This is a genomic window from Micromonospora sp. NPDC047793 (assembly GCF_040642635.1).
GTDB lineage: Bacteria > Actinomycetota > Actinomycetes > Mycobacteriales > Micromonosporaceae > Micromonospora.
This window is the reverse complement of sequence record NZ_JBEYSG010000006.1, coordinates 199,644-218,418: the sequence shown is the minus strand read 5'-3', so window position 1 is coordinate 218,418 and position 18,775 is coordinate 199,644. Positions and strand designations below refer to the sequence as shown.

The 18,775-nt window shown below is 71.2% G+C and carries 18 protein-coding genes; 15 read left to right on the top strand and 3 right to left on the bottom strand.

The window, feature by feature from the left end; all coding sequences use genetic code 11:
* The first annotated feature begins 112 nt into the window (after nt 1–112).
* The 13 genes from ABZ738_RS15475 to ABZ738_RS15415 all read left to right on the top strand — a co-directional run bounded on the left by ABZ738_RS15475 (nt 113) and on the right by ABZ738_RS15415 (nt 13,603).
* Nucleotides 113–481 carry a nuclear transport factor 2 family protein gene (locus ABZ738_RS15475; RefSeq protein ID WP_131053578.1) on the top strand — a complete coding sequence of 123 codons (369 nt, stop codon included), beginning with the start codon at nt 113–115 and terminating at the stop codon, nt 479–481.
* Nucleotides 482–692: 211 nt separating this feature from the next.
* Nucleotides 693–1,622 (top strand): ion transporter, encoded by a 930-nt coding sequence (locus ABZ738_RS15470; protein ID WP_236145764.1) that lies wholly within the window; start codon nt 693–695, stop codon nt 1,620–1,622.
* Between the two features lie 202 nt (nt 1,623–1,824).
* On the top strand, nt 1,825–4,647 hold the full coding sequence (locus tag ABZ738_RS15465) for a Na+/H+ antiporter subunit A (protein ID WP_131053579.1): 2,823 nt from the start codon (nt 1,825–1,827) through the stop codon (nt 4,645–4,647).
* Nucleotides 4,644–5,117: a Na(+)/H(+) antiporter subunit C gene (locus tag ABZ738_RS15460; RefSeq protein WP_131053580.1), complete on the top strand. Its 474-nt coding sequence runs from the start codon at nt 4,644–4,646 to the stop codon at nt 5,115–5,117. Before ABZ738_RS15465 ends, ABZ738_RS15460 begins: the two co-directional genes overlap by 4 nt.
* Nucleotides 5,114–6,688 carry a Na+/H+ antiporter subunit D gene (locus ABZ738_RS15455; RefSeq protein ID WP_131053581.1) on the top strand — a complete coding sequence of 525 codons (1,575 nt, stop codon included), beginning with the start codon at nt 5,114–5,116 and terminating at the stop codon, nt 6,686–6,688. Before ABZ738_RS15460 ends, ABZ738_RS15455 begins: the two co-directional genes overlap by 4 nt.
* Before the next feature lie 11 nt (nt 6,689–6,699).
* Nucleotides 6,700–7,314: a Na+/H+ antiporter subunit E gene (locus tag ABZ738_RS15450; protein WP_131053582.1), complete on the top strand. Its 615-nt coding sequence runs from the start codon at nt 6,700–6,702 to the stop codon at nt 7,312–7,314.
* A complete protein-coding gene (locus ABZ738_RS15445; protein ID WP_131053583.1) occupies nt 7,311–7,574 on the top strand; it encodes a monovalent cation/H+ antiporter complex subunit F in 264 nt (87 codons plus the stop codon). The genes ABZ738_RS15450 and ABZ738_RS15445 overlap by 4 nt, the downstream gene beginning before the upstream one ends.
* Nucleotides 7,571–7,948 (top strand): monovalent cation/H(+) antiporter subunit G, encoded by a 378-nt coding sequence (gene mnhG / locus ABZ738_RS15440; RefSeq protein WP_131053584.1) that lies wholly within the window; start codon nt 7,571–7,573, stop codon nt 7,946–7,948. The genes ABZ738_RS15445 and mnhG overlap by 4 nt, the downstream gene beginning before the upstream one ends.
* A 399-nt stretch (nt 7,949–8,347) precedes the next feature.
* On the top strand, nt 8,348–9,547 hold the full coding sequence (locus ABZ738_RS15435; protein WP_131053585.1) for an RtcB family protein: 1,200 nt from the start codon (nt 8,348–8,350) through the stop codon (nt 9,545–9,547).
* A 136-nt stretch (nt 9,548–9,683) separates the two neighbouring features.
* Entirely contained in the window at nt 9,684–10,910 is a 1,227-nt protein-coding gene (locus ABZ738_RS15430; protein ID WP_236145765.1) for a glycosyltransferase 87 family protein, read from the top strand.
* Nucleotides 10,907–11,932 carry a glycosyltransferase gene (locus tag ABZ738_RS15425; protein ID WP_357213679.1) on the top strand — a complete coding sequence of 342 codons (1,026 nt, stop codon included), beginning with the start codon at nt 10,907–10,909 and terminating at the stop codon, nt 11,930–11,932. Before ABZ738_RS15430 ends, ABZ738_RS15425 begins: the two co-directional genes overlap by 4 nt.
* Entirely contained in the window at nt 11,929–12,924 is a 996-nt protein-coding gene (locus tag ABZ738_RS15420; protein WP_357213676.1) for a lysylphosphatidylglycerol synthase domain-containing protein, read from the top strand. The genes ABZ738_RS15425 and ABZ738_RS15420 overlap by 4 nt, the downstream gene beginning before the upstream one ends.
* Before the next feature lie 46 nt (nt 12,925–12,970).
* Nucleotides 12,971–13,603, top strand: a complete 633-nt coding sequence (locus ABZ738_RS15415) for a class I SAM-dependent methyltransferase (RefSeq protein WP_131054065.1) — start codon at nt 12,971–12,973, stop codon at nt 13,601–13,603.
* Between the two features lie 13 nt (nt 13,604–13,616).
* Here the strand turns inward: ABZ738_RS15415 and ABZ738_RS15410 are convergent, their stop codons facing one another.
* Genes ABZ738_RS15410 through ABZ738_RS15400 form a run of 3 tightly spaced genes read right to left on the bottom strand, consistent with a single transcriptional unit; the run spans nt 13,617 to nt 16,170 of the window.
* Complete coding sequence (locus tag ABZ738_RS15410) at nt 13,617–14,423, bottom strand: BTAD domain-containing putative transcriptional regulator (protein ID WP_131054066.1); 807 nt, start codon at nt 14,421–14,423, stop codon at nt 13,617–13,619.
* On the bottom strand, nt 14,423–15,172 hold the full coding sequence (locus ABZ738_RS15405; RefSeq protein ID WP_357213671.1) for a polysaccharide deacetylase family protein: 750 nt from the start codon (nt 15,170–15,172) through the stop codon (nt 14,423–14,425). The genes ABZ738_RS15410 and ABZ738_RS15405 overlap by 1 nt, the downstream gene beginning before the upstream one ends.
* Entirely contained in the window at nt 15,169–16,170 is a 1,002-nt protein-coding gene (locus ABZ738_RS15400; protein ID WP_357213668.1) for a glycosyltransferase family 2 protein, read from the bottom strand. Before ABZ738_RS15400 ends, ABZ738_RS15405 begins: the two co-directional genes overlap by 4 nt.
* 277 nt (nt 16,171–16,447) lie before the next feature.
* Here ABZ738_RS15400 and ABZ738_RS15395 point away from each other — a divergent pair, with 277 nt between their 5' ends.
* Together ABZ738_RS15395 and ABZ738_RS15390 are read left to right on the top strand one after the other, a co-directional pair.
* On the top strand, nt 16,448–17,758 hold the full coding sequence (locus ABZ738_RS15395) for an aspartate aminotransferase family protein (RefSeq protein ID WP_217706096.1): 1,311 nt from the start codon (nt 16,448–16,450) through the stop codon (nt 17,756–17,758).
* A complete protein-coding gene (locus ABZ738_RS15390) occupies nt 17,752–18,771 on the top strand; it encodes an NAD-dependent epimerase/dehydratase family protein (RefSeq protein WP_357213664.1) in 1,020 nt (339 codons plus the stop codon). The genes ABZ738_RS15395 and ABZ738_RS15390 overlap by 7 nt, the downstream gene beginning before the upstream one ends.
* The last annotated feature ends 4 nt before the right edge of the window (nt 18,772–18,775 follow it).

The window sequence follows — 18,775 nt, the reverse complement described above, 5'->3', positions numbered from 1 at the left end:
CTGGTCGCCCGAACCATTACCCACGAGGTAATCGACACCGTGCGCGGCGGCCGGGAAACATCGGTCCCGGCACCGAGAGTCGGGCCGTGTGTGTGGCGACGAGGAGACGGGGATGGCTGTCGAGTTCGACGAGCTGGTCGAGCGGTACCTGGCGATCTGGAACGAGACCGACCCGGCACGGCGACGCCGGGAGATCGACGACCTGTTCGCCGCCGAGGGGCGTTACGTCGACCCGCTGGTGGTCGCGGAGGGGCGCGACGCCGTCGACGCGACGATCGCGGCGGTGCAGGACCGGTTCCCCGGGATGTCGTTCCGCGCGGTGGGTCCGGTCGACGGCCACCACCAGCAGGTCCGCTTCGCCTGGGAACTCGGCCCCGAGGGGGTCGAGGCGCCGATCGCCGGTTTCGACGTGGCGACCGTCGACGACGACGGACGCCTGACCCAGGTGCTGGGGTTCCTGGACCGCGTCCCGGTGGAATAGCTCCCGGACCGGCGACGGCCGGTCCGGAGTGGACGGGGGATGTCGCACCGGTGGGGGCACGCCGGTGCGACATCGCGCTCCGCAAAGGCCGGGCGGTCCGACCCACGGCGTCCCGTACGCTGTGGGCCATGACTGCCGTACGTCGATGTCGCCGTGACGCACGGTGGCCGGCCTCGCCGGTCCCAGACCTCCCGTCGGGGTCGGTCGCCGGGTGACTGTCACGCGTGTGCCGGTCCAGCGGGGTGGGCCGGTGGAGCTGCCGCCCGAATCCCGGCTCGCCCGCGCCTGCCACGAGATCGCCGCCTCGCGGTCGTTCGAGGTCACCATCGTCGCGGTGATCCTCGCCAACGGGGTGGTGCTCGGTCTGGAGACCTATCCCGATCTCGGCACGGCGGGCACCGCGCTGCACGGCGTCGAGTGGTTCTTCCGGACGGTCTTCGTGATCGAGATCGCCATCCGGCTGCTGGCCTACGGTCGCCGCCCGCAGGACTTCTTCCGGCACGGCTGGAACGTCTTCGACTTCCTGGTGATCGCGGCGATCTTCGTCCCGGGCCTGCATGGCGACTCGGCGCTGTTGCGGGTCGTCCGGGTGTTGCGGATGGTGCGGCTGGTGCGGTTCTCGCCCGGCCTGCGCATGATCGTCGCGGCGTTGTGGCGCAGCCTGCCCGGTATCGGCGGGTTTCTCGCGCTGGCGATGGTGACGCTCTACGTGTACGGCATGGCCGGATGGTTGATCTTCAAGGACGTCTACCCGGAGGAATACGGGGACATCGGGCGGTCGTTGTTGACACTGTTCGTGTTGCTCTCGTTGGAGACCCTGCCGGACCTGATCGAGCAGGGCATGGAGTTCTCGCCGTGGACCGTGCTCTACTACGTGAGCTTCGTGGTGATCACCGTCAACCTGCTGCTCAACATCCTCATCGCGGTCTTCGTCAACTCGATGGAGGAGGCGCGGCGGTTGGAGATGACCGAGGGGCTCGCCCCCGGCTACGACCAGGACGGTGACGGGGTGCCCGACGAGTTGGACCGGATCGCGATCAGCCAACGGCTGGACGACCTGCGCACTCTCATCGTCGAGTTGGAACGAGAACTTCGTATCGACCGGGATGACGGGCGACTCCGACGTGCGGGACGAGACTGAACGTCCGTTAAGGTGTGATCGGATCTCCTGGTGGGCCGCAGGTTTCACGCGTGGGTCGGGTTGTGAACCGCACGTGAACTCGCACACGAGCCGGGGCGGTCTGTCAGGGTGACACACCTTTGATCCGGATCACGGCAGATGCGGATTGCGGTCCTTACCGGATAGGGTCGTCACACCGACGAATGATCTCTGGGGAGGGTGTGTGCTGGTACTGGTGGCGGTCCATGCGCTGACAGCTGTGATCGCCCCGGCGCTGGTGCGGACCTGGGGACGGCACGCCCTCTACCTGGTGGCACTGGTGCCTGGCGCGACGCTGGTGTGGGCGTTGACTCACACGAGCGGGGTCCGCTCCGGTGAGCCGGTGGTGGAGACCGTTTCCTGGGTGCCGCAGTTGGGGCTGGAACTCGCGCTACGGATGGGCACGCTGTCCTGGCTGATGGTCATCCTGGTCGGTGGGGTGGGCGCGTTGGTGCTGGCGTACAGCGCCCGCTACTTCCGCTCCGACGACCCGAGCCTGGGACGCTTCGCCGCCGTGTTCGTCGCCTTCGCCGGCGCGATGCTCGGCCTGGTCGTCTCCGACGACCTGCTGCTGCTCTACGTGTTCTGGGAGCTGACCACCGTCTTCTCCTACCTGCTGATCGGCTACGACCCCGCCAAGCGGGCCAGCCGACGGGCGGCCATGCAGGCCCTGCTGGTGACGACGCTGGGCGGCCTGGCGATGCTCGCCGGTTTCGTCATGCTCGGTCAGCACGCCGGCACCTACCGGTGGTCCGAGATCGCCGAGAACCTGCCCGGCGGCGGCTACCTCGCGGTGGCGGTGGTGCTGGTCCTGCTGGGCGCACTGAGCAAGTCGGCGATCTTCCCGTTCAGCTTCTGGCTGCCCGGCGCGATGGCGGCACCCACGCCGGTCAGCGCATACCTGCACGCCGCAGCGATGGTCAAAGCCGGTGTGTTCCTGGTCGCCCTGATGGGCCCGGCCGTCGCCGATGCCGGACCGTGGCGCCCGGTGCTCCTGGTCGCCGGTCTACTCACGATGTTCTTCGGCGGCTGGGCCGCGTTGCGCCAGACCGATCTCAAACTGCTGCTGGCCTACGGCACGGTCAGCCAGCTCGGCCTGCTGATGGTGATCCTCGGTGGCGGCACCCGGGACACCGCGCTGGCCGGAGTGGCGATGGTGCTGGCCCACGCCCTGTTCAAAGCGACCCTGTTCCTCACCGTCGGCGTCGTCGACCACATCACCGGCACCCGTGACCTGCGCGAACTCAGCGGACTCCGGCGCCGCGCACCCGCCCTGGCCGTGGTCGCCGGTCTCGCGGCCGCGTCGATGGCCGGCCTGCCCCCGATGGCCGGGTTCGTGGCCAAGGAGGCGGCGGTCGAGGCGCTGCTGCACGGCGGCACCGCGAACCTGGTCGTCCTCGCCGGGGTGATCCTCGGTTCGGTGCTGACCGTGGCGTACACCCTGCGGTTCATGTGGGGTGCCTTCGCCGACAAGCCCGACACCCCGGACACCGAGTCCACGCCGGTGTCCTGGTCGCTGCTCGCCCCGGCCGCCGTGCTGGCGGTCGCCGGTGTCACCGCCGGCCTGTTCGCCCCGGCGGTGGACCGCCTGCTCGCCCCGTACGCCGACCTCTACCGCTCCGCCGAGCCCGGCTACCACCTGGCGCTCTGGCACGGCCTGACCCCGGCGCTGGGTCTGTCGGTGCTGGCCATCGCCGCCGGCGCCGGCCTGTTCCACCTGATGCGGCGGGAGCGGGTACGCGCGACGCTGCGCCTGCCGTTCGACGGCGCCAGCGTCTACAAGAAGGCCATCAGCGGCATCGACCGCCTGGCGGTCGAGCTGACCGGTGCCACCCAGCGTGGTTCGCTGCCGTTCTATCTCGGCGTGATCCTGGTGGTGCTGGTCGTCCTGCCCGGCGGCACCCTGATCGCCGGGAGCCCCTGGCCGCAGCGCTTCCACCTGTGGGACACGCCGTTGCAGGGGGTTGCCGCCGCCGTCGTCGTGGTCGCCGCCGTGATGGCCGCCCGCGCGCTGCGCCGGCTCACCGCAATGATCCTGGTCGGTGTCGCCGGCTACGGCATCGCGCTGTTGTTCGTCCTGCACGGTGCGCCCGACCTGGCGTTGACCCAGTTCCTGGTGGAGACCGTCACGATCGTGATGTTCGTGCTGGTGCTGCGCCGTCTGCCGGTGAAGTTCTCGGAACGGCCGATCCGTGCCAGCCGCCGGGGACGTGTCGTGCTCGGCATCGCCGTCGGTGCCGTCACCGCCGGCATGGCGTACGTCGCGACCGGCGCCCGCCAGGCCGTCCCCATCTCGGTGGACTTCCCCGACGAGGCGGTCTCCTACGGCGGCGGCAAGAACGTGGTCAACGTGACCCTGGTCGACATCCGGGCCTGGGACACCATGGGTGAGATCGCGGTGCTCGTGGTGGCCGCCACCGGCGTCGCGAGCCTGATCTTCCGTCATGCCCGTGACCTGGACCGGCGCGGTCAGATCCCCGGTGGGGACCCGACCGAGTCGACCCGGCCCCGCTGGCTGACCACGGGCGCCACCGCGCGTTCCCAGTCGGTCATCCTCCAGGTGGTCACCCGACTGCTGTTCCACGCCATCCTGCTGTTCTCCATCTACCTGCTGTTCAGCGGCCACAACGCCCCGGGCGGCGGTTTCGCCGCCGGTCTGGTCGCCGGCCTCGCCCTGGCCGTGCGCTACCTGGCCGGTGGGCGTACCGAGCTCAACGGCGCGGCACCGGTCGACGCCGGTGCGGTCCTCGGCGCCGGACTCTTCGTCGCGGTCGGCACGGGCGTGGCCGCGATGCTGCTCGGTGGGGAGTTCCTCCAGACCGCCCTGCTCGACTTCTATCTGCCGGTGCTGGGGCACATCCACTTCGTCACCTCGGCCTTCTTCGACGTCGGTGTCTTCCTGATCGTCGTCGGGCTGGTGCTGGACATCCTGCGCAGCCTGGGTGCCGAGATGGACCGCCAACACGAGACCGAGGACGCCGAGATCCGCGAGAAGGAGCTGGTGTGACACCCAACCTCACCTACGTCATCGTGGTGGGCGTCCTCGTCGCCGCGGGCGTGACGTTGCTGCTGGAGCGCAGCCTGACCCGGGTGCTGATGGGCGTCATCCTGCTCGGCAACGGCGCCAACATGCTGCTGCTCACCGGCGGGCGCGCCGGCACCGCGCCGATCGTCGGCGACAGCCCGCAGGAGGAGATGAGCGATCCGTTGCCGCAGGCGATGATCCTCACCGCCATCGTCATCACCCTGGGCATGACCGCTTTCCTGCTCGCCCTGGCCTACCGGAGTTGGCACCTCAACGGGCACGACGAGGTGCAGGACGACGTCGAGGACCGCCGGATCATGGATCTCGCGGAACGCGACGAGGGTCCGGGCGATGCCGACGCCGGCACCGGTGACGACGATGACGACGACGACGCGAACACCGAGACGGAGCGGTCCCGGACCGCCTCGGTCGACGCGGGGAGGGCCGGATGACCTACCTCGTTCCGCTGCCGGTGGTGATGCCGCTGCTCGGCGCGGCGATCACGCTGCTGCTGCTGGGCCGTCCACGTGCCCAGCGGTGGGTCAGCCTCACCGTGCTCACCGCCACCGTCGCGGTCGCCGCGATGCTGCTGGTCCGCTCCAGCATCGACGGTCCGCTCGTGGTGGAGGTCGGCGGCTGGGTCGCCCCGATGGGCATCGTGCTGGTCGCCGACCAGCTCGCCGCGCTGATGCTGGTGGTCTCCGCCTCGGTCACCCTCTGCGTGCTGGTCTACAGCATCGGGCAGGGTATGGCCGACGGCAACGAGGAGACGCCGCTGTCGGTCTACCACCCGACCTATCTCGTGCTGACCGCCGGTGTGTGCAACGCGTTCCTCTCCGGTGACCTGTTCAACCTCTACGTCGGATTCGAGATCCTGCTGGTCGCCAGCTACGTGCTGCTGACCCTGGGCAGCACCGAGACCCGGATCCGGGCCGGCACCACGTACGTCGTGGTCAGCCTGCTCTCCTCGGTGATCTTCCTGGTCGCCATCGGCCTGGTGTACTCCTCGACCGGTACGCTCAACCTGGCCCAGCTCGTGGACCGGCTGGACGCGCTGCCCGACGACATGCGCCTGCTGTTGCAGGGCATGCTGCTGCTCGCCTTCGGCATCAAGGCGGCGGTGTTCCCGCTGTCGGCCTGGCTGCCGGACAGCTATCCGACCGCCCCGGCCCCGGTCACCGCGGTCTTCGCCGGCCTGCTGACCAAGGTCGGTGTGTACGCGATCATCCGGACCGAGACGCTGCTGTTCCCCGGTGGCCGTACGGCCACCCTGCTCCTGGTGGTAGCGGTGTTGACCATGCTGGTCGGCATCCTCGGTGCGGTGGCGCAGTCCGACATCAAGCGGTTGTTGTCGTTCACCCTGATCAGCCACATCGGGTACATGCTGTTCGGCGTGGGGCTCACCTCGTCGCTGGGCCTCTCCGCGGCGATCTTCTACGTGGTGCACCACATCACCATCCAGACGACCCTGTTCCTCGCCGCCGGCCTCGTCGAACGTCGCGGCGGCAGCACCGCCATGGACCGCCTCGGCGGCCTGGCACGACTGTCGCCGGTGTTGGCCATCCTCTTCTTCGTGCCCGCGTTGAATCTCGCCGGCATCCCACCGTTCTCCGGTTTCCTCGGCAAGGTCGGCCTGGTGCAGGCGGGTATCGCCGACGGCGGCGTGCTGGCCTGGATCCTGGTCGCCGGCGGTCTGGTGACCAGCCTGCTCACCCTCTACGCGGTCGCCCGGGTCTGGAACCTCGCGTTCTGGCGGGCACCGCACCCGGACATGCCGGACGCCGGTGACGCCGACCGGGCCTCCCGCACCGAGGGTGCGATCCAGCCGCAGGTGAACACCACCGGCCAGAGCGGCGCCGTGCTGCCCGGTCTGATGATCGCGCCGACCGTCGCCCTGGTGGCGCTCGGGCTGGCGCTGACCGTGGTGGCCGGTCCGCTCTTCGACCTCAGCACCGACGCCGCCGACGACCTGCTGCGGCGGACACCCTACGTCGAGGCCGTCTTCCCAGGGGGTACGCCGTGAGCCCCGACCAGATGACCCCAGCCCCGCCGACCGACTCGCCGAACCCGCCACTGACCCGGGCGGCGCGACGCCGCAACCGCATCATCGCGGTGACCGTGCTGGTCGTCGTCTGGGTGCTCCTCTGGGGCCACTTCACTGTGGCGAACATCCTCAGCGGACTGGTGGTGGCCGCCATCGTCATCGCGGTCTTCCCACTGCCGCCGGTGACGTTCGCCGGTCGGCTCCACCCGGTGGGGATGCTGCGCTTCTGGGCGCGGTTCCTCAGTGACCTGGTGGTCGCCTCCATCCAGATCGCCTGGCTGGCGTTCCGCCCCGGGCACGTCCCGCGCAGCGCCATCATCGCGGTGCCACTCCGGGTGAACACCGATCTCAACCTCACCCTCACCGCCGAGGCGCTGTCGCTGGTGCCGGGGAGCCTGATCCTGGAGGCCGACCGGAACACCGGCACGCTGTTCGTCCACGTCATCAACGTGAACAGCATCGACGAGGTGGAACAGTTCCGGCGCGAGGTGCTGGCGCTCGAAGCCCGCATCATCGAGGCCATCGGCTCCGCCGACGAGCTGCGTCGCGTTCGCGAGAACCCCGATCCGACCCCACCGGCCGACCTGGAAGGGGCCGCGTCATGACCGTCGTCGCCGTGACCGTCACCGTGCTGCTCGCGGTGGCGGGCGGACTCACCCTGACCCGCATCATCCGTGGCCCGTCGATCCTCGACCGGGCCGTGGCCACCGATGTCCTGCTGGCCATCATCGTCGCCGGGATCGCCGCCGAGGCCGCCTACAGCCGCGACGCCACCGCACTGCCGGTGCTGGTGGTCCTCGCGGTCCTCGGCTTTGTCGGGTCGGTCAGCGTCGCCCGATTCGCCGCGCGGAGAAACACCAAATGAGCCTGGACGCCTTCTTCGACATCGTCGCCGCCGTCTGCCTGATCAGCGGCGCGCTGCTCAGCCTCGCCGCCGGGGTGGCGCTGGTGCGCTTCCCGGACCTGCTCACCCGGATGCACGCCGCGGCCAAGCCGCAGGTCCTCGGGCTGCTGCTGGTGCTGGTCGGCTGCGCGCTGCGGCTGCGGACCGGGGTGGACATCACCACCCTGGTGCTGGTCGGCGTCTTCCAACTGGCCACCGCGCCGGTGGCGGCGCACATGGTCGGCCGGGCCGCGTACCCGCACGACGACATCCGTACCGATCTGCTGCTCACCGACGAACTCGCCGACCACCTTGACCGGGTCGGCGGCGATCAGGGCGAAGGCGCGCGCGTCTGAGCGTCGCTCAATATCGTTTGCGGCCCACCGGCGGTGGTCCCTACTCTTCTCGGCATCAGGTCACATCGGACCGGAGCCGAGAGGAGTACGCCGTGTCGACAGACGTCAGACCGCAGGACGGTTGGCCGACCCGGGGTGAACCCTGTCGGCTCGGGAAATCGCCGGCGCTGACCGGCGCCCGCCGCCTTCCGCCTCGGGGCTCGGAGCGCCGCAGCTAGCGCGCGTCCGCCCGTTCGTCGAGGCCGCCCACCCGCCACGGGTCCGGGCGGCTTCGTCCTACCCACCTACTTCTCCACTCGTCGCGCCGGTGCCGGAGGGCACCGGTGGCGCACCCCTGCCCGGCGTCGGCCGTGGTCGGGCCGTGCCCGGGCGAGGAGCCACACACTTCGGGGGTACGTCATGGGATTCAGTCTGCTCGCGGGAACGCGGGCGCCGGTACGGGTCTGGACCGACCCGTACGCCATCGAGCCGCAGGCCGCACGGCAGCTGCGCAACATCGGGGCGCTGCCGTGGGTGCAGGGCGTCGCGGTGATGCCGGACGTGCACTTCGGCAAGGGCGCCACGGTCGGGTCGGTCATCGCCATGCGGCAGGCCGTGTCACCGGCCGCGGTCGGGGTCGACATCGGGTGCGGCATGTCGGCGGTCCGCAGCTCGCTGACCGCCGCCGACCTGCCCGACGACCTCGCCGGGCTGCGCCGGGCCATCGAGGACGCCATTCCGGTCGGCTTCGCCAAGCACGACGACCCGGTGGATCCGCGCCGGATCCGGGGCCTGGAGCAGCGCGGCTGGGACGACTTCTGGCGGGGCTTCGGTGACCTGGACCGGCGGGTGCAGCAGTTGGAGGCGCGGGCCCGGCGGCAGGTGGGCACGCTCGGCGGCGGCAACCACTTCATCGAGGTCTGTCTGGAGGAGGGCGGGACGGACCCGGGCCGGGTCTGGCTGATGCTGCACTCCGGCTCGCGCAACATCGGTAAGGAACTGGCCGAACGGCACATCGCGGTGGCCCGCCGGCTGCCGCACAACGCGGATCTGCCCGACCGGGACCTGGCGGTGTTCCTCTCCGGTACGCCGGAGATGGACGCCTACCGCCGGGACCTGTGGTGGGCGCAGGAGTACGCACGGCGCAACCGGGCCGTGATGCTCGCCGTGCTGATGAACCTGATGCGGGACCGGTTCCCGCAGGTCGGCTACGACGAGCCGATCAGCTGCCACCACAACTACGTGGCCGAGGAGCACTACGAGGGGGTGGACGTGTTGGTGACACGGAAGGGCGCGATCCGGGCGGGACGTGGCGAGCTGGGCATCATCCCCGGCTCGATGGGCACCGGTTCGTACATCGTGCGGGGCGGCGGGAACGACTGGGGGTACTGCTCCGCCTCGCACGGCGCGGGACGGCGGATGTCCCGGGCGCAGGCGAAGCGGACGTTCAGCACGGCCGACCTGGCGGCACAGACGGCGGGGGTGGAGTGCCGCAAGGACGCCGGGGTGGTCGACGAGATCCCCGGTGCGTACAAGGACATCACCGAGGTGATGGCGCAGCAGAAGGACCTGGTCGAGGTGGTCGCCCACCTCAAGCAGGTGGTCTGCGTCAAGGGCTGAGACGCCGGCCCGGCGTCCGCGGGGGGCGGACGCCGGGCCGGGGTTCACCTGCACCGTCGGTAATCCAGATCAGTTACAGAAACCGGTACCGCATCGATTGTTACCGTCGTCCCGCCGACGTCTGAAGGGGGATGCGGTGACGACCCTCTCGCCGACGACAGACTCCCGGCCGGCGCGCCGACTCGCCACGGTGCTGCCGGCCGCCGCGTTGCCGCTGCTCGCGGTGCTGGTGGCCGCCGCAGCGGTCGCCGTGCACCACGGCACGGGACGGTTCTGGGGCGACCTCGCCGTCTACCGGGCGGGCGCGGTCGCCGCCGCCGGTGGCGACGGCGCCCTCTACGACGTGATCCACCGGGGGACCGACGGCATCGACCTGGGCTTCACGTACCCGCCGTTCGCCGCGCTGCTGCTGCAACCGCTGGCGTACCTCGACGCCGCCACCGGCATCGGCCTCTGGACGCTGGCCACCGTCGCCGCCGTGGCGGCCGTGGTCCGGGTGACTCTGCGCGCCGCCGGGGCGGACACCGGACCCGGACCGGTCCTGCTGGGCACGGTCGCGGTGCTCCCGGTCTTCCCGGTGGCCGGGCACCTCCAGGTCGGTCAGGTGGGGCTCTTCCTGGCGCTGCTGGTGCTGCTAGACCTGACCGGCGATCCGGACCGCCGCTGGCGCGGCCTCGGTGTCGGCGTCGCGGCCGGGATCAAACTCACCCCGCTGCTGTTCGTGGTCTACCTGCTCTGCCTGCGTCGCTGGCGGGCCGCCGGAGTGGCGCTGGCCGCGTTCGCCGCCACCGTCGGGCTCGGGCTGGCCTGGCGGCCAGCCGACTCGGTCCGGTTCTGGGGCGGCGGCCTGTTCGACACCGCCCGGGTCACCGGTGATCCCCGGACCGTGTTGAACCAGTCGCTGCACGGCGCGCTGGCCCGGATCGGCGACACCGCCGACGTCCGGGCGGTCTGGCTGCCGCTGGCGGCACTGACGGCGGTGGCCGGACTGGTCGTCGCGGTCCGATGCGTCCGCGCCGGTCACGAACTCCTCGGAGTGCTGGCCGCTGCGACCACCGGCCTGCTCGTCTCGCCGATCTCCTGGCACCACCACTGGATCTGGTGCGTACCGGCCCTGGTGCTGCTGGCGGTGCGCGGCCGGCGGAACCGGTACGCGGTCGCCGTCGCGGTGCTGCTCTGGACCGCGCTGGTGGCCAGCGCCGCCTGGACGGTGATCGGGCTGCGTGGCGTCGACCTGCACTTCCGTGACTGGCAACTGCTGCACAGCAACCTGTACGTGCTCGTCGGGTACGCGGCGTTGGGCTGGCTGGCGTGGCGGCCGGACGGTGCCCGCTCCGACGGCGGGGAGGGGTGGCACCGGTGAGGGTGTCGGTGGTGGTGCCCAACTACAACAAGGAGCGAACCCTCGGCGACTGCCTGTCGGCGGTGTACGCGCAGACCGTTGCGCCGGCCGAGGTGATCGTGGTGGACGACGCCAGCACCGACCGGTCCCGGCGGATCGCCGCCGGATTCGGCTGCACCGTGCTGGCTCTGCCGGTGAACGGGGGAGTGTCGGCGGCCCGCAACGCCGGTGCCGCCCGGGCCACCGGTGACGTGCTGCTCTTCGTCGACTCGGACGTCGCCCTTGCCCCCGGCACGCTGGCCGCGGCGGTGCGGGTACTGCGGGAGCATCCGGACTGCGGCGTGGTGCAGGGCATCTACGACCTGCGCCCGCTCCACGACGACGGGCCGGTCGAGGCGTACAAGACACTGTTCGAGCACTTCTGGCGACGCCGGGCCACCGGGGTCACGTCCACCACCATGTTCGCGCTGACGGCCGTGCCGAAAGACGTCTTCGAGCTGGTCGGTGGCTTCGACGAACGGCTGCGTGACGCCGAGGACGTGGAGTTCGGCACCCGGCTGCCGGCGCGCTACGAGATCCGGGTCAGTGCCGAGATGGTCGGCCGCCACGACGACGTGGACCGGCTCCGGCCGTACCTGTCGGAACTGTTCCGCCGCGCGGTGACGTACGCCGACGCGGTCGTCGCCGCCCGCTGGGAGCCGCCGGTCGCCGACGGACGTCCGCCGCACCGGGTCGACGTCGGCGCGGTGGTCGGCATGGCCGGCACCGGGCTGGCCGTGGCCACCGCGCCGCTGGTCCTGGTGACACCCGGGCTGGTGGTGTTGCCGCTGGCCCTGCTGGTGACCGTCGGGGTGGCCGACCGGGCCCTGCTGGCGTTCGCGGCGCGGCACCGGGGGCCCCGGTTCGCGCTCTACGCCGCCGGAATGCGCCTGCTCACCCACCTGACCGAGTTCGTCGGGATGGGGCTGGGGATCTGCGCCGCGCTGTCGCGTCGGGTACGCGCCCGGGGCTCCCGTCCGGTCACCGTGGAACCGCGCCGGTGAGCGGCGGCTGGTGGCGGTGGCTCAACCGGGCCTTTTCCGTCGCCTTCGTGGTGGCGTTGGCCGTCGGTCTGGTGCTCTTCGTCCGCTCCCAGGACTGGACTCCGGTGGCGACGCTGGCCGGTCGCCTGGACCCGTGGCGGGTGGGCGCGGCGGTCAGCGCGGCCCTGCTGGTCAACGCCGTCGGGCTGCTGCTGGGGGTGGCGTCCTGGCGGGCCATCTTCGTCGACCTGGGTGCGCCGGTGGACCGGTGGACCGCGTACCGGCTGTTCTTCGTGGGGTTCCTGACCAAGTTCGTGCCCGGTCGGTTGGTCGCCCTGCCGGTGCTGCTGCGGATGGGTCGGGAGATCGAGGTCGGGCCGGTCCGGCTGGCCGGGGTGTTCCTGCTGAGCTGGGCGGTGGTGGCGATGACCGGCATGACGCTGGGGGTCGCCGCCGGTCCGGCGGTGCTGTCCGGCGCCACCTGGTGGCTGCTGCTGGCCAGCGTCCCACTGCTCGTGCTCGTGGTCCGGCCGGACCTGCTCGACAAGGCGCTGGTCCTGGTGGCCCGGCTGCTGCGGCGTCCACCGCCGCAGGTGCGCGCCTCCCCGGCGGGCCTGCGACGGGCCATCGGCGCGCAGTCGCTGTCCTGGTTCGTCTCCGGGCACCACCTGTGGCTGCTCGCGGTGGCGGCCGGCGCGCCGCCGCTGCGGTCCTACCTGGTCTGCGTGGCCGGGTTCGCCGCCGCGACCGTCGCCGGGCTGGCCGTGATGGTGGCCCCGGACGGCCTGGGTGTCCGGGAGGCGGTGCTGATGCTCGGGCTGTCCACCGTGCTGCCGGTGGCCGTGGCCACCCCGGTGGTGCTGGTCAGCCGGTTGGTCTGCGCGCTCAGCGAGGTGGCCGTCGGTGGGGGAGGGCTGATGCTGGCCCAGTATCTGCACCGGCGCCGGTTGCGGCGCGACGGTCCGGTGCTCACCGGGCCGGTCCCGGTCGAGCGGTCGGCACCGGTCGGGTGAGCCGTTCGTGTTGACAGCCGCCGGGCGGGCCCGGCGGAGGAGGTCGGTGAGGGACGTGTCGAGACTACGGACGACGGCGGGACTGCTGGGGGCACCGGTGCGGGCGCTGGTACGGCGCAGTCCACGGCTGAACGCGGTGCTCTGGGACGCCCAGTACGCGTTGGGGATGTGGGGATACCTCGACGAGGCCGGCGACGGGAGCGTTCCGCTGTCTCTGATCGAGACGTGGGCGCCGCAACCGGCGATCCTCGACCTGGGCTGCGGCACCAGCGTCAACCTGGCGTTACGCCGGGGCCGCTACCGGCACTACCACGGGGTGGACATCAGTCGGCGGGCCATCGGGACGGCCCGGGCGCTGCGTCGGCCGGACGCGTCCTACGCGGTGGCCGACATCCGCACGTACACGCCGCCGGACCGGTACGACGCGATCCTGCTGCGCGAGGTCATCTACTACCTGTCCGTGCCGGAGGCGGCGGACCTGCTGCGCCGGTTGCCGGGGATGCTCACCGCGCGGGGACGGATCCTCGTGCAGATCTACGACGTGCAGCGGTCCCGGCAGTTCGTGGCGGTGATCCGGGACTGCGGGCTGGAGGTGACCACCTGGCGACCGCCGGAGACCGGTGACGCCGGGCGGGACGCCTTCTTCGTCCTCACCCCCGCCGCCGTCGCGGAGCCCTGAGCCCCACCGGGGCCTACACCGGCACGCGCCGCTCCCACCATGGCCACACCGTCACCGGCTCGCTGCGCAGCAGCCGGCGGTGCAGGTCCTGGAGGCGGTGTCCCGGTTCGACGCCGAGCCGGTCGGCCAGCGTGGTCCGGGCGTCCTGGAAGGCGGTCAGCGCCTCGGCCCGCCGTGACGTCTGCCCGAGCGCGATGAGCAGCAGTTCCCAGAGCCGCTCCCGCATCGGGTGCTCGGCCAGCATCCAGCGCAGCTCGGCGACGACGTTCTCGATGTCGCCGAGCAGCAGCCGTACGCCGGTCACCTCCTCCCGGACGTCCTGGCGCAGCTCGGTCAGCCGGATCCGCTCGGCCTCGGCCAGCGGGCCGGTGGCCTCGTGCAGCGCCCGGCCCGACCAGCGCGCCAGACCGGCCTGGAACAGGTAGAGCGAGTCGGTCAGGTCCGCCTGGGCGCGGGCCGCCCGGGCCCGGCGGACGTCCTGCTCGAAGCGGACGGTGTCCACGGCGTCGGGCGGTACGTCGAGGGTGTAGCCGGGTCGGGTGGAGCGCAGCACCCGGGCCACCGCCGGACGGTCTCCGGGTGGTTCGAGGGCCCGACGCAGCCGGCCGATGTAGGTGTGCACCATGTTCTCCACCGAGTCGGGCCGCCGACCGACCCAGATCGCCTCGACGATCTGGGCGACGGACATCACCATGCCGCTGCGCATCGCCAGCACCGCCAGGACCTCCCGCTGCCGGGGGGTGCCCAGGTACAGGACGGTGTCTCCCCGCCGGGCCCGCACCGGACCCAGGAGCAGGATGGACAGTTCACTCTGCGACATCAGGGGCCTTCTCCCACCCGGCGCGGCCGGGGCGTCACGTGTGCGGGGACGGTGACGAAGCGCAGCCCACGGGCGGTCAGCCCGGGCAACACCTCGGCCAGGGCGGCGACGGTCTGCGACCGGTCGCCACCGCCGTCGTGGCAGAGCATGATCTGCCCGGGCCGGGTACGCGACAGCGTGCGGGCGATCCGCGCGACACCCGGACGACGCCAGTCACTGGGGTTCACCGTCCAGTCGACAGGAGTGAGGCCGAGCTCGGCGACGGTCCGCAGGACGGTCGGCGACCAGTTGCCGCCGGGCGCGCGGAACAGGCGCGGCGACACCCCGGTGGCGTCCTCGATGTCGCGCTGGGTCTGCGCGATCTCCGCGACGATCGCGGGTCGGGACAGCGCGGCGAACGGCTGCGGGTGCGAGCGGGAGTGGTTGCCGATCAGGTGACCGGCGGCGAGCACCCGCCGGGCCAGGTCCGGGTGTTCCCGGACGCGGTCGCCGATGAGGAAGAAGGTGGCGCGTACCCGGTGCCGGTCGAGCAGGTCGAGCAGGGCGGGCGTCCACTGCGGGTGCGGCCCGTCGTCGACGGTGAGGGCGACCTCCTCCCCGGCCAGGCCGAACGCCGGCCAGCGCGGGCCGCCGGGGGCCGCGTGACAGCGCAGTGTCTGCCCGCCGCGATAGGCGAACAGCAGGTAGTGCAACGCCTGTGCGTGCAGGTGCGCGCCGAGTCGGGTGACGGGTCCTCGGCGGGCGCTCATCGGGACGTCTTCGCCGCGGTGGCCCGGCTCGGCCCGAAGTCGCGGTCGGTGAGGTGACGGATCCCGCCGACGACGGCGCCGCCGACGACGGCGAGTTGGACCAGCAGGTGCACGGCGAAGAAGAAGAGGGTGAACGGCAGCCCGCGTCGACGCAGCACGAACCGCAGCAGCGCGGGCTCGGCGACCGTGAACAGGACGAGGAACAGCAGCGACAGCACCGGCCACCCGCCGGTGAGCGGTGCCGTCGGCAGCGTCGCCGGCACCGCCGCCGCGGTGAGCAGGCCCGCCGCGCTGTTGGCGCGGATCCCGGCCGGTCCGCGTTCGGCCAGGGCCACCGGAATCAGCATCTGCGAGCGGCGGAACTGCTTGGCCAGCAACGACCCGAGTCGGCTGTCGTCGTCGTGTCGGCAGACCACCGTGTCGGTGAGGACGATGCCGTACCGGTCGCCCATCCGGTCGCCGATCTCCACGTCCTCGGAGGCGCGCAGCTTCTCGTCGAAGAGGCCGACCGTGTCGAAGACCTCGCGGCGGATGAGGCAGATCGCGAAGAGGGTGGTGCGGACCCGCCCGACGTGGCGCAGCCGCCAGTGGTGCCCGTGCGTGAGCCGGTACGCCTCGACCGGCCCGTCGTCGAAGAGTGGCTCCAGCGCGTAGATGCCGTGCACGCAGGCGACGTCGGGCTGCTCGCGCAGGACGGCCAGGGCGTTGCCCAGGGCGTCGGGTTCCGGGGCGCAGTCCGAGTCGAGGAAGAACAGCAGGTCGCCGGTGGCGGCCCGGATGCCGCGGTTGCGGGCGGCGGCCGGGCCGGCGTTGCGGTCGGTGACCAGCAGCCGGCACGGGAAGCGCTGGGCGACGGCCCGGGTGTCGTCGGTGCTGGCGTCGTCGACCACGATGACCTCGGTCACCGGGTGCCGTAGTCGGTGCACCGCCGCGAGGCACGCACCCAGGGTCTTGGCGCTGTTGTGGGTGGGAACGATTACCGACACCGTCGGCGGCATGACGGGCACCTCAACGAGTGTTGGCTAATGTGCAGAGGAATTGACCGGCGGCAATTGTGTTGCGCCTTGACCAAGTTATCCATGCCCCACCCGCCGTGGCAAGGGTTGCCTTGCGTAGTCAAGGTTGCATCCAGCCTCGGTCCAGGAAAGATCACGGACCAATAGATAGCGTCGCGGCATGCCCAATCTCGTCAGTGTCGAGGAATGCGAGCGGTTCACCGTTCGCGAGGTGCACGACCTCTATCGGCGGTACGTGAACGCGAGCCAGGTCAATCTGATGACGTCGTTCGGGTTCGGTCGGGAATTGGTGGAGCAGGCCGAGGGTGCCTACCTGACCCTGCGGGACGGCCGGCGCGTCCTCGATCTGACCGGCGGGGTGGGGGTGCTCAACCACGGCCACAACCATCCACGGATCGTGGCGGCCCGGCAACGCTTCGCCGAGCGTCGGCGAATGGAGGTGCACAAGACGTACTTTTCGCCCTACCTCGCGGCGCTCGGCCACAACCTGGCCCAGCTGCTGCCCGGCGATCTGTCCATGTCGTTCCTGCCCAACTCCGGCGCCGAGGCGGTGGAGGGTGCGGTGAAGCTGGCCTACAAGTACCACGGTGGTCGACGGGGCACCATCCTTCGCGCGGACTGCGGATTCCACGGGAAGTTGCTCGGTTCCGGTGGGCTCACCGGACAGCCGCACTTCAACTTTCCGACAATTCCGGGAATCGTCCCATTCGCGTACGGGGATCTGGAATCCGTCCGGTCCGCTATCGAGCGGCATGCGGGTGACGTGTACGCCCTGATCGTCGAACCTTTCAGCGCCTCCACCATTCAATGGTGCGACGAAGATTTCCTTCGCGGCGTCCGGGAACTCTGCGACCGACACGACATCGTACTCATCTTCGACGAGATCTACACCGGCTGGGGCAAGACGGGCAGCCTCTTCTACTTCATGCGTTACCCGGATCTGATACCGGACGTGCTGACCACCAGCAAATCGTTCGGCGGCGGCAAGTCGTCCATATCGGCCTTCGTCGCCCGCAAGCCGGTCTTCCGGAAGGCGTACGACAATCTGACCGACGCGCTGTTGCAGAGCACCAGCACCACCTACTACGGCATGGGGGAGGAGTGCGTCACCGCCATCGAGGCGATCAACATCGTGGTGGAGGACGACTACCCGGCACGGGCGCGGGCGCTGGAACGGGTCCTCGAACCGGGGCTGCACCGGTTGGCCAAGGAGCATCCGGAGGCGGTCGGCCGGGTGGCCGGCGCCGGGGCGCTCTGGGGTGTGCACATCGACGGCGGACCCCGGATCCTCGACCTGGTGGGCCGGCTCGCCCCGGCCGGTGTGGCCCGCGACCCCCGCTTCAAGGCCAAGCTGGTCACCTGCGCCGTCATCAACGCGCTCTACCGCGACCACGACATCTTCACCTACTACACACTCAACGGCCGCAACCCGCTTGTCGTCGGCCCGTCGCTGGTCACCGAGCCGGCCGACGCGCAGCGGGCCGTGGACGCCCTGGGTGAGGTGCTCGACCAGGGACTGACCCGACTGGTGACCCGGTTCGTCACGCAGAAGGTGGGATCGCTGTGGTGATCGCGATCACCGGCGCCGCCGGGATGCTCGGCTCCCGGCTGGCCGACCGTCTCGCCGCCGACGGACACCAGGTCCGTGGCGTCGACCTGCGACCGGAACCCACCGTCGGGTACGTCGGCGACATCCGCGACCCGGCCCTGCTGGACCGCGCCCTCACCGGCGCCACCGTGGTGATCCACTGCGCGGCGGCGCTGCCCAGCTACCCGACCGACGAGATCCGGTCGGTCATCGTCGACGGTACGCGCGGTGTCTTCGACGCGGCGCGCCGGGCCGGGGTGGCTCGCGTCCTGCACGTCTCCTCGACGGCCGTGTACGGGCTGCCGAAGCAGGTGCCCACCACCGAGGCGTACCCGCGCAGTCCGGTCGACACCTACAGCGCGGCCAAGGCCGCCGCCGAGGAGATCGCCGAACGGCACCGCGCGGACGGCCTGCCGGTGGCGGTGCTGCGGCCCAAGACCTTCGTCGGCCCCGGCCGGATGGGACTGTTCGCCATGCTCTTCGAGTGGGCGGAGGAAGGGCGCCACTTCCCGGTCCTCGGTCGCGGCGACGTGCGGATCCAGATGTTCGCCGTGGACGACCTGGTGAACGCCGTGGTCACCGTCCTGCACGCCGCCGACGACGTCGCCAACGACACGTACAACCTCGCCGCCGAGGAGTTCGGCACACTGCGCGAGGACTTCCAGGCCGTCCTGGACGCCGCCGGTCACGGCCGACGCGTGGTCTCGCTGCCCGCCCGGCCCGCACTCGCCGCGCTCAGCCTGCTGGAACGCAGCCGACTCTCCCCGGTCTACGGGCGCCTGCTGCACAAGCTGATGGCCGACTCGTACGTCAGCACCGAGAAGGCCCGGGACCGGTTGGGCTTCCGGCCCAAGCTGTCCAACCAGGACGCCATCCTGCGCACCTACGAGTGGTGGCGGGCGCAACGGCAGCATCACCGACCGGCCCGGGACGGTCGGACCAGCCGCGATCCGTGGCGGCAGGGCGCCCTGGCCGCCGCGAAGATCTTCTTCTGACGGC

Excerpts from the sequence above, each read along its gene's own strand:
- ABZ738_RS15475 (WP_131053578.1), top strand. The coding sequence starts at position 113 with ATGGCTGTCGAGTTCGACGAGCTGGTCGAGCGGTACCTGGCGATCTGG.
- ABZ738_RS15455 (WP_131053581.1), top strand. The coding sequence starts at position 5,114 with ATGACCTACCTCGTTCCGCTGCCGGTGGTGATGCCGCTGCTCGGCGCG.
- ABZ738_RS15450 (WP_131053582.1), top strand. The coding sequence starts at position 6,700 with ATGACCCCAGCCCCGCCGACCGACTCGCCGAACCCGCCACTGACCCGG.
- ABZ738_RS15445 (WP_131053583.1), top strand. The coding sequence starts at position 7,311 with ATGACCGTCGTCGCCGTGACCGTCACCGTGCTGCTCGCGGTGGCGGGC.
- mnhG (WP_131053584.1), top strand. The coding sequence starts at position 7,571 with ATGAGCCTGGACGCCTTCTTCGACATCGTCGCCGCCGTCTGCCTGATC.
- ABZ738_RS15435 (WP_131053585.1), top strand. The coding sequence starts at position 8,348 with ATGGGATTCAGTCTGCTCGCGGGAACGCGGGCGCCGGTACGGGTCTGG.
- ABZ738_RS15410 (WP_131054066.1), bottom strand. The coding sequence starts at position 14,423 with ATGTCGCAGAGTGAACTGTCCATCCTGCTCCTGGGTCCGGTGCGGGCC.
- ABZ738_RS15405 (WP_357213671.1), bottom strand. The coding sequence starts at position 15,172 with ATGAGCGCCCGCCGAGGACCCGTCACCCGACTCGGCGCGCACCTGCAC.
- ABZ738_RS15400 (WP_357213668.1), bottom strand. The coding sequence starts at position 16,170 with ATGCCGCCGACGGTGTCGGTAATCGTTCCCACCCACAACAGCGCCAAG.
- ABZ738_RS15395 (WP_217706096.1), top strand. The coding sequence starts at position 16,448 with ATGACGTCGTTCGGGTTCGGTCGGGAATTGGTGGAGCAGGCCGAGGGT.